16 protein-coding genes are annotated in these 20,314 nt (G+C 47.5%); 14 read left to right on the forward strand and 2 right to left on the reverse strand.

Annotated elements, in window-relative coordinates:
• Positions 1 to 62: 62 nt before the first annotated feature.
• The gene (locus tag DWW91_RS02305) at positions 63 to 761 is read right to left on the reverse strand and encodes a hypothetical protein (RefSeq protein ID WP_048318200.1); all 699 of its coding nucleotides are present in this window, start codon (positions 759 to 761) and stop codon (positions 63 to 65) included.
• 982 nt (positions 762 to 1,743) lie between these two features.
• On the opposite strand from DWW91_RS02305, the gene DWW91_RS02310 reads away from it, so the two are divergent.
• From DWW91_RS02310 to DWW91_RS02340, 7 genes are all read left to right on the forward strand, one after another.
• Positions 1,744 to 2,208: a hypothetical protein gene (locus tag DWW91_RS02310; protein ID WP_122326853.1), complete on the forward strand. Its 465-nt coding sequence runs from the start codon at positions 1,744 to 1,746 to the stop codon at positions 2,206 to 2,208.
• A 121-nt stretch (positions 2,209 to 2,329) separates the two neighbouring features.
• Positions 2,330 to 2,785, forward strand: coding sequence for an HU family DNA-binding protein (locus DWW91_RS02315; protein WP_046146148.1), 456 nt, complete (start codon positions 2,330 to 2,332; stop codon positions 2,783 to 2,785).
• 40 nt (positions 2,786 to 2,825) lie between these two features.
• On the forward strand, positions 2,826 to 3,035 hold the full coding sequence (locus DWW91_RS02320; protein ID WP_046146147.1) for a DUF4248 domain-containing protein: 210 nt from the start codon (positions 2,826 to 2,828) through the stop codon (positions 3,033 to 3,035).
• 9 nt (positions 3,036 to 3,044) lie between these two features.
• Positions 3,045 to 3,236, forward strand: a complete 192-nt coding sequence (locus DWW91_RS02325; protein ID WP_028726678.1) for a hypothetical protein — start codon at positions 3,045 to 3,047, stop codon at positions 3,234 to 3,236.
• Positions 3,233 to 3,634, forward strand: coding sequence for a D-Ala-D-Ala carboxypeptidase family metallohydrolase (locus DWW91_RS02330; RefSeq protein ID WP_046146146.1), 402 nt, complete (start codon positions 3,233 to 3,235; stop codon positions 3,632 to 3,634). The genes DWW91_RS02325 and DWW91_RS02330 overlap by 4 nt, the downstream gene beginning before the upstream one ends.
• A 53-nt stretch (positions 3,635 to 3,687) precedes the next feature.
• Entirely contained in the window at positions 3,688 to 4,146 is a 459-nt protein-coding gene (locus DWW91_RS27520) for a hypothetical protein (protein WP_010800781.1), read from the forward strand.
• A gap of 151 nt (positions 4,147 to 4,297) precedes the next feature.
• Positions 4,298 to 5,155 carry an Rpn family recombination-promoting nuclease/putative transposase gene (locus tag DWW91_RS02340; RefSeq protein WP_122327071.1) on the forward strand — a complete coding sequence of 286 codons (858 nt, stop codon included), beginning with the start codon at positions 4,298 to 4,300 and terminating at the stop codon, positions 5,153 to 5,155.
• Positions 5,156 to 5,233: 78 nt separating this feature from the next.
• Here DWW91_RS02340 and DWW91_RS02345 read toward each other — a convergent pair whose 3' ends face one another.
• Complete coding sequence (locus DWW91_RS02345) at positions 5,234 to 5,554, reverse strand: multidrug efflux SMR transporter (RefSeq protein ID WP_009859892.1); 321 nt, start codon at positions 5,552 to 5,554, stop codon at positions 5,234 to 5,236.
• A 150-nt stretch (positions 5,555 to 5,704) separates the two neighbouring features.
• Between DWW91_RS02345 and DWW91_RS02350 the strand changes: the two genes are divergently transcribed.
• The 7 genes from DWW91_RS02350 to sprA all read left to right on the forward strand — a co-directional run bounded on the left by DWW91_RS02350 (position 5,705) and on the right by sprA (position 20,302).
• The gene (locus tag DWW91_RS02350) at positions 5,705 to 6,277 is read left to right on the forward strand and encodes a Crp/Fnr family transcriptional regulator (protein ID WP_122326855.1); all 573 of its coding nucleotides are present in this window, start codon (positions 5,705 to 5,707) and stop codon (positions 6,275 to 6,277) included.
• Between the two features lie 119 nt (positions 6,278 to 6,396).
• A complete protein-coding gene (gene dxs, locus DWW91_RS02355; protein WP_009859894.1) occupies positions 6,397 to 8,301 on the forward strand; it encodes a 1-deoxy-D-xylulose-5-phosphate synthase in 1,905 nt (634 codons plus the stop codon).
• Between the two features lie 57 nt (positions 8,302 to 8,358).
• Complete coding sequence (trkA, locus tag DWW91_RS02360; RefSeq protein ID WP_009859895.1) at positions 8,359 to 9,696, forward strand: Trk system potassium transporter TrkA; 1,338 nt, start codon at positions 8,359 to 8,361, stop codon at positions 9,694 to 9,696.
• A 1-nt stretch (position 9,697) separates the two neighbouring features.
• Complete coding sequence (locus DWW91_RS02365) at positions 9,698 to 11,155, forward strand: TrkH family potassium uptake protein (protein ID WP_044215090.1); 1,458 nt, start codon at positions 9,698 to 9,700, stop codon at positions 11,153 to 11,155.
• Between the two features lie 12 nt (positions 11,156 to 11,167).
• On the forward strand, positions 11,168 to 12,055 hold the full coding sequence (locus DWW91_RS02370) for an SMP-30/gluconolactonase/LRE family protein (protein WP_122326856.1): 888 nt from the start codon (positions 11,168 to 11,170) through the stop codon (positions 12,053 to 12,055).
• A gap of 93 nt (positions 12,056 to 12,148) precedes the next feature.
• On the forward strand, positions 12,149 to 12,739 hold the full coding sequence (gene ruvA / locus DWW91_RS02375) for a Holliday junction branch migration protein RuvA (protein ID WP_122326857.1): 591 nt from the start codon (positions 12,149 to 12,151) through the stop codon (positions 12,737 to 12,739).
• Between the two features lie 60 nt (positions 12,740 to 12,799).
• Positions 12,800 to 20,302, forward strand: a complete 7,503-nt coding sequence (gene sprA / locus DWW91_RS02380) for a cell surface protein SprA (RefSeq protein ID WP_122326858.1) — start codon at positions 12,800 to 12,802, stop codon at positions 20,300 to 20,302.
• Positions 20,303 to 20,314 lie beyond the last annotated feature (12 nt).

Here is a 20,314-nt window from a genome sequence, read left to right on the forward strand (position 1 = left end):
AAGTCTTTTCTGTTTTATTCATTACTTTATTAAAATGGTATCGTTTAGATTCATTTCTAAATTCACGCTGCCCGCACCCCTTTCGGTTCCTCGCGGTATTCTATGTAAACGCTTTTCACTCTCACCCCTTTGCGCGCCTGTTTTTTGGCATACGACAGCATCGGGCGAAAGATACGTTCCAGATCATCATCCGAGAGGTTGCGACCAAGTTCCTGCCACCAGAAACGCAACAGGTCGATATAACCTTCGGGATCGGTCACGACAGGGATAAGATCGGTAGCCACCGCAGTCAATTGAAGGGCAGCCTGCCCAGCCAGCAGTCGCGAATCGGCCTTCTGCAAGGCTTGCGACTTTTGTTCATCGGAGAGGTCATCACGCCCGGCAATACGCTTTTCGGTGCGGTTGCGGTTCTTTTGCAATTGCAGGGCACGGTTTTCTGCTTCGTTCATCTGCTTCTTCATATAAGCAAACAGGATACAGGAGGCTTCGTAGGCAGGACTGCCTTTTTCTGCCGGATCGATACTTTTTTCAAAAGCGACAAATTGCTTCTGCCACTTGACCAGCTCGGTCGTGAAAGGTTTACGGATACAGTTCATTCGCCCGACTTCGCATGTACATTCGGCAATGTAGGCTCTGATTTCGCCCGCAAAGAATTCGTTCATTCCTTCGCGTCCGATCTGTTCCAACAGCCCGCGCCCTTTTCCGGCATACAAGACACTGCTTTCCGCATTCATTTGGAGAGTCGATACGCAATTTTCCATAGGTAGGCCGGCTTTTAAAACGCCTTTTTCACTTTTAGTCATTGTTTACTTTAAAATTAAAATAATTAAATTACAATAGTTAAGATTTAACCAGGTGTTGATTGATTAAACCGATGCAAAAGTAAGGGTTTAAATTTACATGAGCAAGTAATAATCAATATTTGTATGCGATTTTATGAAAATATTTTTATTCGTTGAATATTTATTAATATTAACTATTGCATCCGTGCTAAATACATAGATTTTTACTAAATTCCAACGGCGAAAAATAGGCCATCGCCAAAATACTTATTGTAAATTTCCCCATTCCGGCGAAAGCTGTTGTTTTTTATAGGAAAACGCCCTTCCGGGAGAAAAAATAATTTCTTTCGGAAGAAAATCAAATTTCATCCGGGAGAAATTGAAAACGGACCCGGATGGGGTGAAACAGGGAAGGGAAGATAATGTAAAATTCGAGACTGGCTTTCAGAAATAAGGTGTCAGATTGAAAAAAGTTTAGATAAACAAGGTTTGTTTATAAATAAAGGTTATATTTGCAATGTCGTATGAAGGTCTGTTACAGCGGTGGCGGATTTACGATGATATAAATTATAAGTTAAGCATTTTATAAGGTATTATTCCGATCAACGAAAATCCCCATTTAGTTACAAATCAGGAATAATAGCAACAAAATGCCCATGCTAGTTGTATATACTTATGTGTATAAATATAGCGTGGGCTGTTGTCTATTATCTGATTTGTGGGCATGGGGATGCCTCGTTGATAGGTAATAGCGGCAGTCACACGCTTTTTTTATGCCCTAAACTGCCGTCTTTCAATCTTATAATCTTACACAAAAGATCATTGTTTTTGACTTTATCGAACTCACTATACTTAAAAGAGGGGTATAAATTTCAGGTGATAGCCTGATTAATTTAATTTCGGTTAAGTAAGAACTGCCCGTCCGTGAGGATAGGCAGTTCATTTTAAATATAATAACGTTATGACACAACACAGTAAAAACAAAACACCGGAAGACGAGTTGCGAGCACAACTCTCCGCGCAGACAGAATTAGTAAATCAGTTGACCGTAAAAAATATGGCCCTGGAGTATGATAACAATCGGTTACGGTCGTTACTTTATGAGTCATGGCGTAATAAAGGCAATATTCCTCCGGAAGAAGTTGACAGGTATGAACTTACCCCGATGCTTCTGGAAGACATGATGAAAATACTCCTGCAACCCGTTTACAAGTTTGATTTTAACAACCGTGTCCTGTTCGGTTTATGTGCCGTAGATATACGTACGCTCAAAGAACTGTTGGTTGAAATCAAAATATTCAAGATGCATCATTTGAGGCGCCTCAGAGGTTTCGGCTCAAAATCATTCGAAAACGTCTACGATGTCCTCCATCAAAACGGCATCCTCGACGAAAACAACGATAGTTATTTGTTCGAATTTATCTGAAAAAACGACTTATCTACACCTATCTGCACACAACTCAACTCCGCCTATCCGACCGGTCGTAACTTTGCATTGTCAATCAGACGAAACAACAAAGTATCAACCTTAAAACAATTTATTAACGATGGCCCAGGGCTACAAATTAGTAACAAGAAAAGTGACCGACCTGAAAGGCGGTGCAGCACAGGAAAAAATTTATGCGATACCGGACTACAACGGGCATACCGACATGGATACATTGTGTGTCATGATCGGAGCGCGATCTACCGTTTCCAGCGCCGACGTAAAAGCGGTATTGGATAACCTTAATTTCATCCTCGACATGGAGCTGCGTGCAGGACGTATCGTCCAGTTAGGCGAGTTCGGTAATTTCCGCCTCTCGTTGTCCAGCAACGGCGCAAGCGACAAGAAATCGTTCACCCAGGCCGACGTGAAAGGGGCACGTGTGATCTTCACACCCGGCGCCTCCCTGCGTAATACCAAAAAGCTGGTCGCCTTCACCTCTACCGAAAAGAAGGAAGACGAAGGCAACGGCTCCGAAGGGGGCGGCGGAGGCAGCGACAGACCGGAAATCGAGTAACCCGGCTAATTGAAAAATTTTCATTATCTTTGTTATCACGATGAAACCAACAACGCTTTCTATTAAAGAACTGAGTGCGATGTATTTTCCGCACAGCAGCATCCGCAGCGCCGGCGTGCAACTGAAACGCTGGCTCGTGTATAACAAACCGCTCATGCAGGCCCTCACAGATGCGGGCTATTACAACGGACAAAAGATTTTAACTCCTAAACAGGTGACGCTCGTCTTTGAATATCTGGGCGAACCCTGACTTTCCCGAGTGAAGAAACAAAGTGTACAATTATGGATTGCCGTGCTGCTGACCGCAGCCGGCATCCTCCTTTTATTTTTCGGCTTCTGGACGGCTCCGCTGGGAGAGATTCATAACAGTGTGCTGGTGGCCTTCGGTGAGACTGCAACGTTTGCCGGAGCGCTGTTCGGAGTCGATTATAAATACAAACAAAATCAATGAACCTTAGTAGAAATTTCACCTTCGAAGAACTCACTTACAGTCGTATCGCCATCGAGCACGGTCTTGAAAACGTACCCGGCCCGCTGGCTTTCCAATCATTAAAAAACCTCGCGACCTATCTGCTTCAACCGCTTCGCGACCGCTACGGCAGTGCAATCGCCATCACAAGCGGCTACCGCAACGAAACGGTCAACCTGCTGGTCGGCGGAGTCAAAAATTCGCAACATACGAAAGGCGAAGCAGCCGACTGCTACATCGCCGAAGGGCCGGAAAAGCTGCTGGAGATATTGAAAGCCTCCGGTCTCGATTTCGATCAGGCAATCCTCTACCGACGCAAAAAGTTCCTCCATCTGTCTTATCGCGAAGGGTTTAACCGCCGGCAGGTACTTTACGGATAAATAAGAGACAACTGCAAAACACACCCCATAAATTCATACCATTAAAAATCTCCATGAAATTCAGCCTATTCATTCTCATCATCTTGTTTTTCGCAAATTGTTCGAGCCGCAAGCACACCGCTTCCTTTTGCCAGCAGACCGACAGCCTGCTGCAAACCAGCCGCCTGACAGTTCAAACGGCCCGAATCCCCGAAAGCCGTGCCGACCTTTCCATTCCGGTCGCAACCCTCAAAGAGTTGCCAGCCGGCGCCGCCTTTATCCAAAAAAGCGGACAGGCAACAGCTGAAATCCGTTTCCTACATGACACGTTATTTGTCGCTGCCACCTGCGATAGCCTGCAAACGCTCGTCTGGCAATATGAGGAACAATTGGAGAGGCAGTCAAAACAAACAAAAGAGATCAGAAAAGAGACAGAAAGGAAATCCGGTTTGCCCCAAATCACGATTTTATTAACTTTCTTCCTAATCGCACTAATCATACTCTACAAATTTTCTCCCCACAAATCTGTCTGACCAGTCATATCAGAAGTCATACTCGCCTTCGCCGAACAGCAAAAACGGACGGAGATACGAAAAAAAGTCCCTTCAGAACGATTGTTTATTAAAATAATCTTTACCTTTGTCACATCGTCTGTTATTGGACGACAACCAAAATTCATTAGTTATGGGGAAATTTATAAATCCCTTTACCGACTTCGGTTTTCACCGTATCTTCGGTCAAGAGGTACACAAAGAGTTATTAATTGATTTTCTGAATCAATTATTGAAAGATGAACGTCATATCATTGACATCACTTTCCTGAATCCTATCCAGCAACCGGAAACCATAGAGGACCGGGGAGTGATATTCGACATTCATTGCAGGGATGACAAAGGAGGTTGGTTTGTGGTCGAAATGCAAAACGGAGCCCAACCCTATTTTTACGACCGGGGTATTTATTACTTGTCACGGGCTATCAGTAATCAAGGGGAAAAGGGAAAAGACTGGAAGTTTAGCTTATGTCCGGTGTATGGCATATTTCTGTTAAACTATAAGATGGGGATAAACTCCAAATTCCGTACTGATGTTATATTGGCAGACCGTGATACGGGGCGTATGTTTAGCGACAAGATTCGCCAGGTCTATTTGGAACTCCCCTGGTTTACAAAAGAGCCGGATGATTGCGAAACAGATTTTGAACGTTGGTTATATTTATTAAAACATATGGATACATTAGAAAGAATGCCCTTCAAGGCACGCAAAGCCGTCTTCGACAAATTGCTAGAAGTGGCAGATGTGGCTAATCTGAGCAAGGATGAACGTATCCTGTATGATGAAGCCTTGAAACGCTATCGCGATTATAAAAATACGATTGACTATGCGGAAGAGAAAGGTGTGGAAAAGGGGATCAAAATAGGGAAAGAAAAAGGTAAGACTGAGGAACAACGCCTTATCGCTGCCAATTTCAAAAAGCGGGGAGTCAACACAGAAATGATTGCCCAGTGTACAGGTCTGTCAATTGAAGAAATAGACAACTTGTAATCCACTCACTTTATTTATATGGATCAGCAAAGTTCGCGGTGCTCCCGAAAACTTTGCTGATAACCAAAATTCAGAAAATCAAACCATCTTCAACCCTATGATGGAGACGATTAAAGTCGTAATAAAAAACAACCGTCCCAAAGTAGCCGGTTCATGAAAAAAAAGAATCCCGACCAACACCGTACCGACAGCTCCGATACCGGTCCATACCGGATAAGCTGTACCTATCGGTAAAGTCTGTGTCGCTTTTGCCAAAAGATACATACTCAGAGTTACGGAGACCACAAATCCTATTCCCCACAGATAATATTCATTTCCTACCGTCTCCTTGGTCTTACCCAGACAAAAGGCAAAACATACCTCCAATAATCCCGCAACAATCAATATAATCCAACTCATAAACTCCGACATTTAAAATTTGGCTGCAAAGTTAAACTCCCCCCTCTCACCGGCTCTTTACATTTGATAAGAAATAACGGCAGAAGGTTGCAAAAAAATCCTTTTTCAAAGGTAACTTTTAGTACTTTTGTAAAAACGATTGGATAACCTATGGATATACATGAGATCATAAACAAAATATACCCGATGCCGGAATCTTCAGTAGACAAGCTGAAGAGGCTCTTGTCAAAGGTTACATATCCTAAAGGCCACCTCATATTGGAAACGGGCAAAACCGAGACAAATCTATTTTTTATCGAGAAAGGGATTGCAAGGGCTTATATCCCTGTCGACGGCAAAGAAGTAACCTTTTGGATCGGCAGGGAAGGCAGCACCATCGTTTCATTGAAAAGCTACGTGAACAACCAGCAAGGATATGAAACTGTCGAACTGATGGAAAACTCGGTGCTGTATATGCTGAAACGCAAAGAACTCTATGAGTTATTCGAAGAAGATATACATATCGCCAACTGGGGACGCAAATTTGCAGAAACAGAATTCCTGCAAACAGAGGAAAGGCTTATCTCCCTCCTGTTTACAACCGCATCCGAACGTTACAGGGAACTGCTGAAAGACAATCCGGATTTACTGCAAAGAATGCCGCTGGAATGCCTCGCCTCCTATCTGGGAATCACCCCGGTAAGCCTTAGCCGGATAAGGGCGAAGCTAAAACGGGAGCATTAAAATAAAATTCAATTTATTCGACGAATTACCCCAATCCGGCTACGGGAAATAGAAAATGCGCTGCCAAAACTATTTTATGTGCCGTTAATTCTTTACATTTGCCACAAAAATTAGCGGACATGATAGATTGCAAGGATGAACATATATTAAACGTCATTAATTATCCCGAGGATTTACGCAAGTTGCCTCAGGAGAAATTGGGCGAGGTATGTGAAGAGTTGCGGCAATACATAATAGATATACTTTCTGAAAACCCCGGCCATCTGGGAGCCAGCCTCGGTACTGTCGAACTGACCGTCGCCCTGCATTATGTCTTCAATACGCCCTACGACCGGATCGTTTGGGACGTCGGACATCAGGCTTACGGGCACAAAATCCTGACCGGACGCAGGGAGGCTTTCCATACGCTCCGGAAATTCAAAGGAATCAGCGGTTTCCCCAACCCGGGAGAAAGTGAGTATGACGCTTTCATTGCCGGACATGCCTCCAACTCCATTTCGGCAGCCATGGGTATGTCGGTCGCCTCGGAACTGAAGGAGGAACACGACCGCCACGTAATAGCCGTGATCGGCGACGGGGCAATGACCGGAGGACTGGCCTTCGAAGGGCTGAACAATGCCTCTGCCAACCCCAACAACCTGCTGATTATCCTCAACGACAACGATATGGCTATCGACAACTGCGTCGGAGGATTGAGTCAGTATCTGGTTGATATCACGACCAGCCAGGCTTACAACAAAATGCGTTACGACGTGTACCGCGGCCTGCGGAAGATGAAGCTCATCAACAATGACCGCCGGGGGAATATCCTGCGTTTCAACAACAGCCTGAAAGCGCTGCTCACCCAGCAACATAATCTGTTTGAAGGTTTCAGCATCCGTTACTTCGGCCCCGTAGACGGGCACGACGTGAACTACATGATAAAGCTGCTGAACGATATAAAAGACTTGCAAGGCCCCAAGCTACTGCATATCAAGACAAAGAAAGGAAAAGGGTTCAAGCCTGCCGAGGAATCGGCTACCGAATGGCATGCACCGGGCAAGTTCAACAAAGAAACAGGCCAGCGCATCATCGTGCACAATCTGGATGAGCCGCAATTATATCAGGACGTCTTCGGACATACGCTGGTGGAACTGGCGGAAAAGGATGAGCGGATCGTGGGTATCACTCCCGCCATGCCGACCGGAAGTTCCATGATCTATATGATGAAGGCATTCCCTCAACGGGCCTTCGATGTCGGGATAGCCGAAGGTCACTCGGTGACTTTCTCCGCCGGACTGGCGAAAGAAGGAATGATCCCGTTCTGCAATGTCTACTCCTCTTTCATGCAGCGGGCATACGATAACCTGATACACGACGTCGCTCTGCAAAAACTGCATATGGTGATCTGCCTGGACCGTGCCGGACTGGTCGGCGAAGACGGTGCCACGCACCACGGGGTGTTCGACCTGGCTTACCTCCGTCCGATCCCCAACCTGACGGTTGCCTCGCCACTCAACGAGTTGGATTTGCGGAACCTGATGTACACGGGCTACAAGGAGGCTACGGGCACGTTCGTAATCCGTTATCCGCGAGGGAAAGGCGAGAAAAAGGACTGGCGTAACGAAATGCATGTCCTGCCCATCGGAAAAGGGAAGAAATTGAGCGAAGGAGACGATATCGCTGTTTTATCTATCGGACCGATTGGAAACGATGTGATAAAAGCAATTGAAGAAGTAGCCGGTGAAGGAATATCGGTTGCACATTATGACATGATTTACCTGAAACCGATCGATGAAGAATTACTGGACGAAATAGGCAAAAAGTTCAAACGCGTCATTACCGTAGAGAACGGTGTAGCAAAAGGCGGACTGGGTAGTGCGGTTCTTGAATTTATGGCAGACAACGGATATACTCCGCGGGTGAAACGCATCGGTATACCCGACACATTCATTGAACACGGGTCGATCCCCGAGTTATACAAATTGTGCGGCCTGGATGCCGGCAGCATAGCCGGAGAAATCCGAAAGATGATGAACGATTAATTATTAATGACGATTTGCCGGACGATGCGGCAGGTGGAATGAGTAACAATTGATAAAATGAAAATTATTATTGCCGGGGCAGGCGAAGTGGGTACGCATCTTGCAAAGATGTTATCGCAGGAAAAACAGGATATCATCCTGATGGACCCGAGTGAGGAACGGTTGAACATCACCAACACCAATATGGAGATACTTCCTATGGTTGGTAATCCGACTTCGATCCGCGACCTGGAAGAAGCCGGCATAAAGAAAACAGACCTGTTCGTCAGCGTTACTCCGGAAGAGACAACGAATATTGCGGCAAGTATCCTGGCCTCCAAGCTGGGAGCACGCAAAACTCTGGCACGTATCAACAACTACGAATATCTGTTGCCTAAAAACAAAGAATTGTTCGAAAAGCTGGGCATCCACTCGATGATCTATCCGGAAATGTTGGCGGCCAAAGAGATCGTCAACGCGATACGCCGCCCGTGGACACGCCAGTACTGGGAACTGTTCGGAGGAGCCCTGATCCTGATCGGGGTGAAGGTTCGCGAAAACTCCCGCCTGGTGAACAAACAACTGGCCGAACTGCTGAACGAACAGAAGCTGTACCATATCGTTGCCATCAAACGGCAATATGAAACGATTATCCCCCGCGGTACCGACCTTGTCCTGCCCGGCGATATCGTTTTCTTTACGACGACCAAAGAACATATCAAAGACGTGCAGATGCATGCCGGCAAGAAAGACCCGGAAGTAAAGAAAATCTTTATCATGGGAGGCAGCCGCATCGCTATCCGCACCAGCCAGTATCTGCCGAACAATATCCGCGTAAAGATACTGGAAACAAACAAAGAGAAAAGTCACCGCATAGCCGAGGTTGTGCCGAGCAATGTCCTGATCATCAACGGAGACGGACGCGACACGGAGCTACTGATGCAAGAAGGGATCAAAGACGCACAGGCGTTTGTCGCTTTGACAGACAATTCGAGTACGAATATCCTGGCTTGCCTGGCTGCCAAACGTTTCGGCGTATTCAAGACAGTCGCCAAGATCGAGAATATCGACTATATCCCGCTGGCCGAGAATATGGATATCGGTTCGGTAATCAACAAGAAGCTGATTGCCGCCAGTCATATCTATCAGTTCCTGCTGGATGCCGACGTGTCGAACGTGAAGTTCCTGACCTTTGCCAATGCCGACGTGGCCGAGTTGGTGGCACGCCCCGATTCGAAGATCACCCGCAAACAGGTGAAAGACCTGCACCTGCCGAAAGACCTGACGCTGGGCGGACTGATACGCGACGGCGAACCAATGATGATTAAGGGTGACACACAGATACAGGCATACGACCACGTGGTGGTATTCTGCCTGGAAACTGCCATGCGTAAACTGGAAGATTATTTTAATTAGTATGTTACTGAATATACGTTTCATAATAAAAATGCTGGGGATGATGTGCATCCTCGAAACACTGTTTATGCTGATGGCAACAGTGGTCGCTTTCCTGTACAAAGGAGGCGATTTCTATCCATTGCTTATCTCCAGCGGAATCCTGTTCGGGGTCGGCATATCGCTCTATGCCATCGGTTTCCGTGCAAACGAATACACAGCCGGCCGACGGGAAGGGATGCTGACGGTTACGCTTACCTGGTTGCTGCTCTCGTTGCTGGGAATGTTGCCTTTCTATTTGGGAGGATATATCGACAATATAACGGATGCTTTCTTTGAAACCATGTCAGGCTTCACGACCACCGGATCGACCATTCTCACCGATATAGAAGCTCTGCCTAAAGGCGTCCTGTTCTGGCGAAGCCTCACTCAATGGCAGGGAGGTATCGGTATGATCGTATTTACCGTAGCATTGATGCCTATCCTGGGAGGCGGAGCGACACAGATGTTTAATGCCGAAACACCGGGGATCACACACGAACGGTTCCGTCCGCGTGTAACACAGGTCGCCAAACGCCTGTGGGGGGTTTACGTGTTCCTTACCGTCCTGCTGATCGGGTTGTTATGGATAGGCCCGATGAATTTATATGACGCGGTAAACCATGCCTTGACTGCGATTTCTACCGGCGGTTATTCCACCAAGAACGCCAGTATCGCTTATTGGCATTCGGCTTATATAGAATATGTTATCACGATATTTATGTTTATCGGGGCGACTAATATCACCCTGATCTATTTCTGCCTGAACGGAAATATAAAGAAGTTGTTTTTCGATGAAGAGTTTCGCTGGTTCTTCTGGTTCGTCCTGATCATGACAGGGATAACAACCGGCTGGATCATGTATCACGGATTCTTTACAGACTTCCCGACAGCTTTCCGGCAGGCTGCATTCCAGGTGGTTACGCTGGTTTCGACCTGCGGCTTCGCGACAGAGAATTATATTCCCTGGGGACCTTTCTTCTGGATGATCGCCCTGATACTGATGTTCATCTGCGGTTGCGCTGGCTCGACCTGCGGAGGGTTGAAGATGGGACGTTTCGTGATCCTTTCCAAAAACCTGTTCAACGAATTCAAGAAACAAACCCATCCGCATGCCATTATCCCGGTAAGGATGGATTCACATATCGTATCCGGCGAGGTCGTACACCGCGTACTGGCTTTCGCTTTTGCCTATATGTCACTGATCGTACTCAGCTGTGCCGTGCTGATGCTCGACGGGTTGGGCTTTGAAGAGTCGATCGGTGCTGCCGTCTCAGCCATCAGCAATGTCGGGCCGGGACTGGGCAAACTGGGGCCGGTAGACAACTTCTCGGAAGTTCCGGTGGTATCCAAATGGTTCCTTTCCTTACTGATGATGACAGGACGTTTAGAGATATTTACTGTATTGACATTACTTGTTCCGGGATTCTGGAAACAATAAAATAGATTTGATATGAAAACACGTACAATGTTCCTTACAATCATGAGTTGCCTGTTCGTAGGACTGGCAGCCGGCGCACAGACCTCCGCACAGCGGGAAACAGCCGATTTACTGCCGGAAGGTACTTTCACCAACGGAATAGAAGGCCCGGCCACCGACAAAGCCGGCAATCTGTATGCCGTTAACTACGGAAAAGAAGGAACGATAGGCATTGTACGTCCAGACGGCTCGCACGAATGCTTCGTGACACTCCCCGAAGGTTCGACAGGCAACGGCATCCGCTTCAACAAGGCCGGCGACATGCTGGTTGCCGATTACACCGGTCATAATATCCTGAAAGTCGACATGCAGACCAAAGCGATCAGCACGTATGCACATGAGTCCCGGATGAACCAGCCCAACGACATCGCCCTCGCTCCGGGCGGCAATCTCTATGCCAGCGATCCGGACTGGCCGAACCAGAAAGGGCAACTCTGGCTGATCACTCCCGACGGTAAAGTGACCCTGCTGGAAAACAATATGGGGACGACCAACGGCATCGATGTCAGCCCGGACGGTAAAAAACTTTATGTTAACGAGTCTGCACAACTCAAAGTATGGGTCTATGATATCAAGCCGGACGGGACACTCAAAAACAAACGGCTTTTCCACACCTTCGAAGGCTTCGGCATGGACGGAATTCGTTGCGATGTGAAAGGCAACCTGTATCTCTGCCGCTACGACAAAGGAACGATAGCCGTTATAAATCCGAAGGGCAAGCTGATCCGCGAAATACAACTGAAAGGCAAAAAGCCCTCAAACATCACATTCGGAGGTCCTGACAACCGCCGCTGCTATGTCACCCTGCAAGACCGCGGCTGCTTCGAAACCTTCACTGCCGAACATCCGGGAAGAGAATAATTATTCACCTATTTGAATATTTCTTTAGGTCTGATATACGCTTTTGCTTAATTTTGCGTTATAATAGGTACGAATAACTAGAAGAGACGCAAAATGATAGAATATATTAAGGGGGATATCGTAGAACTGACTCCCACACAGATGATCATCGAATGTGCAGGGATTGGCTACGAACTTAACATATCTCTGACCACATACAGCGCATTCAGCGGTAAACCAACCGGGAAAATTTACGTATATGAAGTAATACGTGAAGATGCTCACCTGCTGTTCGGTTTCGCCCAAAAGGCTGAACGCGAGTTGTTTTTATTGCTGACATCGGTATCCGGCGTCGGTCCTAATACGGCACGTATGATCCTGTCATCTCTTCCTCCTTCCGAACTGATCCAGGTTATCGCCAACAAAAACGAAACGGCGCTGACCTCGGTAAAAGGCATCGGACAGAAAACAGCCCAGCGCATCCTGGTCGACCTGAAAAACAAGGTGAAAGCCGGCGATTCGATGGTTGGGACGGGAACGGCTGCCACGGCAGGAAACGGCGCGGTGGCCGAAGAAGCGGTGGCCGCCCTGGTTATGCTGGGATTCCAAAAGGCTGCTTCACAAAAGGCAGTCAGTTCAATACTGAAAACCTCGCCGATGCTGGCTGTGGAACAAGTGATAAAAAGTGCACTCAGAATGCTTTAATAGTTGACAGGTAGGGGCTGTTCGCGAACCGCCCTTACAAGTGACAGTTGACAGTTTAAAATGAAAAAGAAGACTCTTAAATATCTTATCTGGGTTACAATACTGCTATTCGGGATCGGCATGCTCTCGCTGAATGCCAATTACCTGACTTATACGGCATCCTTGCCGGATATCCAGTTGCTTGAAGGACAAGACGACATGCCCGACGGGAAGGATACTGTCCCGGCAACCCGCTATCCGGTATCCAAAACCGTGCCGGAGGGTGATGAAACCTATAAAGACCTCTTGAAAAAATCCCCGGTAGATTTACGCGATCCGGAAAACGTGAAAACCTTCGTTGAATACGATATCAGGACCGGACGATATGTTGTCCGCTCCCGTTTAGGGGAGAAAGACCTGATCACTCCGATCGACCTGAGTCCGGAAGAATATCAGAAATACAGCATGCAGGAATCGCTCCGTTCTTACTACCGCCAGAAAAACGAAGAAGAGTTTCAGAAGGAAGCAGACAAGAAGTTTAACCTGGCAGATATGCAGTTCGGTATCGGTGCGGCAGAACGTATATTCGGTCCCGGAGGTGTACGTGTAAAGACACAAGGGTCGGCCGAAGTCACATTAGGCTTGAAGCGGAACAGCACGAAAGACCCTTCACTCCCCGAACGCGCCCGCAGCAATACCATTTTCAACTTCGACGAAAGTGTGCAGTTGAATGTACAGGCCTCCGTCGGTTCGAAAGTGAATTTCGACATGAACTACAATACGGAAACCTCTTTCGACTTCGATTCCAAAAAGCTGAAACTGGCTTATACGGGCGAAGAGGATGAGATCATCAAATCACTGGAAGCCGGTAACGTGTCGATGACGACAAGCAACTCGCTGATCAACGGCGGAGCTGCCCTGTTCGGTATGAAAGCAGACCTTCAGTTCGGTAAACTGAGGGTGAACGCGTTGTTCGCACAGCAGAACTCGGAATCAAAAACAGTAAACTCCAAAGGTGGCGTACAGACCAAGGATTTTGAACTGAAGATCGATGAGTATGATGCGAACCGCCACTTCTTCCTGGCGCACTACTTCCGCAACAGATACAACGACGCTGTCAGCCAATTGCCTCAGATAAAAGCGACTCTGAATATTACCCGACTGGAAGTTTGGGTGACCAACACAAGAGGTAACTACGACCAGGCTCGTAACATCGTCGCTTTTACCGACATCGGTGAAAACGACGCAGCCTATATGGCAAATCCCGGTGCATTCCCGATTAAGGACGGATCATATCCTGCCAATAATGCGAATGACCTATACAACCAAATGACCACCACCTATTCCGGCGCCCGCCAAATCAGCGATGTAGAAAGCGTATTAACCGGATTCACCGGAGGTTCCGAATATGAAGCCATAGAGAATGCCCGCTTGCTGGATCCGAACTCCGAATATATCTACGACAAACAACTGGGATATCTGTCCTTGAATATGAGTTTACAGGAAGGACAGATGCTGGCCGTGGCCTTTGAATATGAATATTCCGATGCCAGTGGAAAACGGACAGGAAGAGTCGGCGAGTTTTCCGACAGCAATCCGACGAATCCCAGCAACTGCCTGTATGTGAAGTTACTGAGAGGCACGAATATGTCTCCCCCCATGAAATATTGGGATTTGATGATGAAGAATATCTATTCCCTGGGTGCTTACTCTGTCCAGAAAGAAAAGTTCCGCCTGGATGTCATGTACCAAAGCGATACGACCGGTACTTATATAAACTATCTGCCGGAAGCACGTACCGACACGTTGTCCAGACAAATCTGGATACGCCTGATGGGAGCAGACCGCCTGAACGCCCAGAACGAATCGCATCCGGACGGATATTTCGACTTTGTGGAAGGATACACCGTACAGGCGTCCACCGGTAGGGTGATTTTCCCGACTATCGAACCTTTCGGTTCCAGCCTGAAAGAGAAACTGGAAAAAGTTGTCAGTCCGGCAATTGCCGATAAATATGTATTCCAGGAATTATACGATACGACCCAGACTGCCGCCCGTCAGATCGCTGAAAAGAACAAATTCATTATGCGGGGAGAATATAAGGCCTCTTCCGCATCCGAAATACAATTGGGAGCCAGCAACGTGGCACGCGGTTCGGTACGTGTAACGGCAGCAGGTGCCACACTGACGGAAAATGTGGACTATACGGTCGATTATACGTCGGGAACCGTTACTATCCTGAATGAAAGTATCATTGCTGCCGGAACTCCTGTCAGCGTCTCGCTGGAAAACCAGACGGCCTACAATATGCAGCGAAAAACGATGATGGGGCTGGACCTCAACTACCAGTTCAATCCCGACTTCTCACTGGGAGCCACCATTATGCACATGTCAGAAATGCCGTTGACTACTAAAACGGTATTTGGCGACGAATCCATCAAAAACACCTTGTGGGGATTCAACATCGCCTACAAATCGGAAAGCCAATGGCTGACAAACACATTTGACAAACTGCCGTTGCTGAACCTGACAAAACCCAGCCAGATAGCATTCACCGGAGAATTTGCCCATCTGATAGCCGGCCATTATGAGAACAAATATAGCGGAGGCTACTCTTATCTGGACGATTTCGAATCGACACAAAGCGGCTTCGACCTGCTGAACCCGTATCCGTGGAAACTCGCCAGCGTGCCTTGGGATAATAGCGCTAATGCCCTTTTCCCAGAAGCAAGCAAAACAAACGATATAGAATATGGTAAAAACCGTGCACTGCTGGCATGGTATTATGTGGACGGGTTATTCAACCGTAAAAATTCCAGTCAGGCTCCGACGCATATCCGTAATGATAAAGAACAATTATCCAACCATTACGTCCGCGCCATTTATGTAGACGAATTGTTCCCGGACAGAGACCAGGGTTACAATGAAACAAGTACGATCCAGGCGCTCAACCTGGCTTATTACCCGAATGAACGTGGTCCGTACAACCTGGATGCCGACTTTGTCAATCCTGACGGAACATTACAAAAGCCGGAAAATCGCTGGGGCGGTATCATGCGTAAGATCGACCAAAGCGACTTCGAAACAGCCAATATCGAATACATCGAATTCTGGATGCTCGACCCTTATCTCTATGAAGAACAAGAAGGTATTACGGCTAAAGGCGGTGACCTGTATTTCAACCTGGGCGAAATATCGGAAGACGTCCTGAAAGACGGAAAGAAATTCTATGAAAACGGATTACCTATCGACGGTGACAGAAGCAGGGTCGATTCTACCGTCTGGGGACTTGTTCCGAAACAGCAGAGCACGGTCTATGCCTTCGACAATACGTCAGGCGCACGTGCAAGACAGGACGTCGGACTCAACGGTTTGTCGGCAGAGGAAGAACGGGACTATCCGGCATACAAGGAGTTTATCGATAAACTTATGACAAAGTTATCGCCGACAAGAATTGATTCAATGATGCAGGATGAATTCTCGCCTTTACGGAACCCTGGAACTGATAGATACCGTTATTTCCGTGGCTCTAATCTGGATGTCGAAGAAGTTAGTATCCTCGATCGTTACAAACGTTACAATGGTACTGAAGGCAACTCCGCCGAAAGCGGAACTTCAGGAGAACGTTACGACACGTCCGCCTCCAAGAATCCGGATGTGGAAGACCTGAATCAGGATAACACCATGAACAAGAACGAAAAGTATTTCGAATACAAAGTATCTGTTCGTCCGGAAGACCTGAAAGTAGGAAAGAACTTCATCGTGGATATGAAGACAACCTATCCCAGCTTACCAAACGGGGATAACGCAAGCGTCAACAACAGAAACAATCCGGCCAAATGGTACCTGTTCAAAATCCCTGTTAAGCAATACAATCGTACTGTCGGAGCCATCAGCGACTTCAAGAGCATTCGCTTTATGCGCATGTATATGACCCAATTCTCTAAACCGACCGTACTGCGTTTCGGAACATTCGAACTGGTACGCGGTGAATGGCGTTCATACGAGCAGGATCTGTCCGACCCGAAAGTTCCGCCATTATTCAATGGCACACTTGAAGTATCTTCTGTAAATATAGAAGAAAACAGCCGACGGACTCCTATTCCTTACATGACACCTCCGGGAGTAAGCCGTGTTGCTGACCCTAGCCAGCCTCAACTGACTCGTCAGAACGAACAGGCATTATCCATGAAGGTCAGTGACCTGGCTGCCAAGGACGCACGTGCCGTTTACAAGAATACTTATTACGATCTACGTCAATACAAACGGTTACAACTGTTTACCCACGCAGAAGCATTGCCTGAAGATGCGGATAATTACACATCCCTTGCCAACGGAGATTTGTCTGTATTCATTCGCTTAGGTTCCGACTATAAAAATAATTACTACGAATATGAAGTTCCGCTGAAAGTTACCCCGGTAAAAGGATCTTATGAGGCCGTAGAAATCTGGCCGGCGGAAAACATGCTTGACTTCCGTCTTGAAGTATTGACCAACCTTAAACTAAGCCGCAACAAGAAGAAACGGGCAGGAGACAAAGGTATTACATTCAATACCGTCTATTCAGAAATGGACGAGAATGGCAACACGATCAGCATCGTAGGTAACCCGAGCCTCTCGGAAGTAAAAACGATCATGATCGGTGTCCGTAACCGACAAAATGTAGTTAAAAGCGGTGAAGTCTGGATAAACGAACTCCGTCTGAGCGAGTTTAACGAAGAAGGCGGTTGGGCGGCCAACGCCAACCTGAACGTGGCTGTCTCCGACTTGGGTACGGTCAATGTGGGCGGACGTATCGAAACAGCTGGTTTCGGTGCCCTCGACCAGTCACTGGCAGAACGCCGCATCGACGACTTCACACAATACAACGTGGCTACGACCATCGAATGGGGTAAATTCTTCCCGGAAAAAGCGAAGGTCAGCATCCCGATGTATTATGCCTACTCCAAGGATCAGACAAAAGCAAAATATAACCCGCTCGATCAGGATATTAAACTGAGTGATGCTCTGGACGCTGTCGACACGAAAGCCGAAAAAGACTCTATCAAGAGTATGGCTGTCGACCAGACCGTCATCAAGAGTATCTCATTCAATAACGTAAGAGCGGATATCCGTAGCAAGACCCCGATGCCTTACGACCCGGCAAACTTCTCGATCGGCTATTCATTCAGCCAGACGAAAACGCAGAATCCGGAAACGGAATATGAAACGACCAAGGATTACCGCGGTAACTTCGCCTACAACTACACACCGTATGCGAAACCGTTCCGCCCGTTCCAGAAGCTGAAGAAGAACAACGGTTACACCCGTTACATCAAGCAGTTCAGCCTGAACTACCTGCCGTCGAACATCAGTTTCCAGACAGCCATGATGCGTAACTATAACGAAATGCAGCTGCGCGACTTGGAAAACACCGGCTACAAACCTGAGGTGACCTTCAGTTCCGAGTTCTACTGGGACCGTGCTTTCAGCCTGCGCTGGGACTTCACGAACAGCCTGAACATGACCTTTACCTCCGGAACAAATGCCCGGATCGAAGAGCCGTATGTACAGGTGAACAAAGATCTCGCCCCTGATAAGTATCAGATCTGGAAAGATTCCGTAAAACAAAGTATCGCCGACCTGGGTACGCCTTTGAAATACGACCAGACATTCAACGTGACCTGGAATATGCCGTTACAGTATATCCCGGTATTGGATTGGGTAAACAGTTCCGTCACTTACAACGCGCAGTATAACTGGGACCGTGGAGCCATTACCAACACCGAATATGAGCTCGGTAACACGATTACCAACCAGCGCCAGATCGACTGGCAGGGTAGCCTGAACTTGCAATCGCTTTACAACAAGAACAAGTTCCTGAAGAAAGTGAACCAGAAGTTCTCGGCCACCCGTACCACGACCAAAAAGAAAGAACAGAAAGAGATCAAACTGGAAAGAGATATCCAACTGAATATGGACAGCGGAACAGTCGTACAACACGGTATGTTCACCAAGAAGGTGCGCATTACCGCCCGCGGAGCCGACGGCAAAGTCTATGCCATCAAATACAAGCCGATCAACTTTGCACAGGTAATGATCCTGAACCAGGATACGGCTCATTTGAAACTGACTATCAAGCCGGGTCCGAAAGCGACGGAAGACTTCCTCTACAAAACGGCAGAATATGGCAGCCGCTTCCTGATGATGATACGCCGTATCAATATCCAGTATGCGACGACCGACGGTATGTCGGTTCCGGGATTCTCCCCAATGATCGGTGATATCTTCGGACAGGGCCGCTCGCCTTTCGGCCTGACACCGGGACTTGGCTTTGCTTTCGGAGCCGTGAACCGGGACTTTCTCTACGATGCCAAAGACCGTGGCTGGCTGGTTGAAAACACCAGCAATGTCAATCCGGCCGTCATGAGCAGTGCCAAAAACCTGAATATCCGGGCGAACCTGGAGCCTATCACCGGACTGAAGATCGACCTGAATGCCAACCGCGTCGATACCCGCAACACCGATATACAATATATGTATCCCGGTATGCCGGAACTGGCCGGAGGAAATTTTACGATGACGACTGTCGCATTGGGTAGTTTCTTCAAAGGCGTCGGCAATGCAAGTAATAACTATGCATCGGAAACATTCAATAAGTTTATCGAATACCGTGAGACTATTGCGAACCGCCTCGAAAGCCGCTATACAGGAACAACCTATCCGAATTCCGGTTTCCTGGGACAATCTCAATACGGAGGTAAAGAATATAATAAAGAACATGGCGGCGGAGTCAGCCATAACTCGGCCGATGTACTGATCCCGGCCTTCCTGGCCGCTTATACAGGGAAAGATCCTAATAAGATTTCATCCTCCCCGTTCCCGGCTATCCGCAGCATGCTGCCGAACTGGCGTATCACCTACGACGGACTGATCCGCATTCCGGCCATAAAGAAACATTTCAAGTCGGTCATGCTGACCCATCAGTATCGCTGTACTTACAATGTCGGTGCCTACGAAACTTATTCGACCTGGGTGGATGCCGGATTGGGTGACAACCTCGGATTTACACAGAATGCTTCCGAAGCTCCTATCCCGTCTTCACCTTACTCCATCTCTTCCGTCAGCCTGACGGAGAGTTTCAGCCCGTTGCTGGGAGTGGATGCGACCATGTTGAACAATATCACGATCCGTGCCGATTACACGACAACGCGTAATCTGAACCTGAATATCTCGTCTTACCAGATTGTGGAAGCGCTTTCGAATAAGTATACCATCGGACTGGGATATAAGTTCGCCGAGTTCAACAAGATATTGAAGATGAAGAAAACGCGTGATTTCAGCAATGACCTGACCGTGCGTCTGGACTTCTCATACAACAAGATGCAGTCATTGATCCGTAAGATCGAGGATAGCTTCACACAGGCAACCAGCGGTAACATTGCCAAAACGATCCAGTTCTCAGCCGATTACGGATTGAGCCGTGCGCTGACACTGCGTGCTTTCTACGACTTGCAGATCAATGAGCCGCTGATCTCAAATGCATCTTATCCGACATCCAACTCCAACTACGGTGTTGCATTACGGTTCTCACTGGCACAGTAAACGCAATACAAC

It is taken from the genome of Parabacteroides sp. AF17-3, assembly GCF_003635445.1.
GTDB classification, from domain to species: Bacteria; Bacteroidota; Bacteroidia; order Bacteroidales; family Tannerellaceae; genus Parabacteroides; species Parabacteroides goldsteinii.

Coding starts and splice junctions, on each gene's coding strand:
- DWW91_RS02305 (WP_048318200.1), bottom strand. CDS start 761: ATGGAAAATTGCGTATCGACTCTCCAAATGAATGCGGAAAGCAGTGTC.
- DWW91_RS02310 (WP_122326853.1), top strand. CDS start 1,744: ATGACACAACACAGTAAAAACAAAACACCGGAAGACGAGTTGCGAGCA.
- DWW91_RS02315 (WP_046146148.1), top strand. CDS start 2,330: ATGGCCCAGGGCTACAAATTAGTAACAAGAAAAGTGACCGACCTGAAA.
- DWW91_RS02320 (WP_046146147.1), top strand. CDS start 2,826: ATGAAACCAACAACGCTTTCTATTAAAGAACTGAGTGCGATGTATTTT.
- DWW91_RS02330 (WP_046146146.1), top strand. CDS start 3,233: ATGAACCTTAGTAGAAATTTCACCTTCGAAGAACTCACTTACAGTCGT.
- DWW91_RS27520 (WP_010800781.1), top strand. CDS start 3,688: ATGAAATTCAGCCTATTCATTCTCATCATCTTGTTTTTCGCAAATTGT.
- DWW91_RS02340 (WP_122327071.1), top strand. CDS start 4,298: ATGGGGAAATTTATAAATCCCTTTACCGACTTCGGTTTTCACCGTATC.
- DWW91_RS02345 (WP_009859892.1), bottom strand. CDS start 5,554: ATGAGTTGGATTATATTGATTGTTGCGGGATTATTGGAGGTATGTTTT.
- DWW91_RS02350 (WP_122326855.1), top strand. CDS start 5,705: ATGGATATACATGAGATCATAAACAAAATATACCCGATGCCGGAATCT.
- dxs (WP_009859894.1), top strand. CDS start 6,397: ATGATAGATTGCAAGGATGAACATATATTAAACGTCATTAATTATCCC.
- trkA (WP_009859895.1), top strand. CDS start 8,359: ATGAAAATTATTATTGCCGGGGCAGGCGAAGTGGGTACGCATCTTGCA.
- DWW91_RS02365 (WP_044215090.1), top strand. CDS start 9,698: ATGTTACTGAATATACGTTTCATAATAAAAATGCTGGGGATGATGTGC.
- DWW91_RS02370 (WP_122326856.1), top strand. CDS start 11,168: ATGAAAACACGTACAATGTTCCTTACAATCATGAGTTGCCTGTTCGTA.
- ruvA (WP_122326857.1), top strand. CDS start 12,149: ATGATAGAATATATTAAGGGGGATATCGTAGAACTGACTCCCACACAG.
- sprA (WP_122326858.1), top strand. CDS start 12,800: ATGAAAAAGAAGACTCTTAAATATCTTATCTGGGTTACAATACTGCTA.